General features: G+C 65.1%; 1 protein-coding gene and 1 pseudogene. Both read right to left on the reverse strand.

Annotated features, from left to right (window positions below; translation table 11 throughout):
- Positions 1-232 (reverse strand): DUF2382 domain-containing protein (locus MKK51_RS10060; RefSeq protein ID WP_243976799.1); only part of this gene is annotated, 232 nt, incomplete at its 3' end.
- Positions 229-545, reverse strand: a pseudogene (locus tag MKK51_RS10065) (PhnA-like protein); the annotation flags it as partial. The pseudogene MKK51_RS10065 and the gene MKK51_RS10060, both read right to left, overlap by 4 nt.

Consider the following 545-nt stretch of genomic DNA (forward strand, 5'->3'; position numbering starts at 1 on the left):
GCCGGGTTACCCCGACCATGTCGCTGCGCAGGGTCTCGCGAAGGACCTGGTCGATGGTCTCGGTACGGGTCGAGACCCGCACCCGTCCGGTCTCGACGGCGCGCTTATCGATGCGCGCAGTTTCTTCGATCAGGGGAAGGACGATTTCCTCGCCCAAGGCGACCTCCGCCGCATCGCTTGGGAGCGTACCAAGACCGTGGATCTCGGACGCGGCGGTGTCGCGGGTGCTCATGACCGATGTGCACCGAGCGTGTTCGGAGCCGTTCGGGTGATCGTCGGATCGACTGCCGAGCCGCGGCCCGCGAAGAAGGCAGCCAATGCTCCGAAGATCAGAGCCAGCGCCCCGAAGAGAGAGGCCTGAGACACACGACCCACCGTTCCTTCGGCGATGTTGTTGGCCTGATCCTTTGCCGTGGCAACCGTCTCCTTGAACTGCTGGGTGTACTGGGCAACCTGCGCTTTGGCCTGCTCGACCGAGATATTCTGAGCCTTGGCGAGAGCCTGGGCGGCCTTCTCCTGGGCAGCGGCCTGCTGGGCACCGTCAC

It is taken from the genome of Methylobacterium sp. E-045 (assembly GCF_022829685.1).
Classification (GTDB): domain Bacteria; phylum Pseudomonadota; class Alphaproteobacteria; order Rhizobiales; family Beijerinckiaceae; genus Methylobacterium.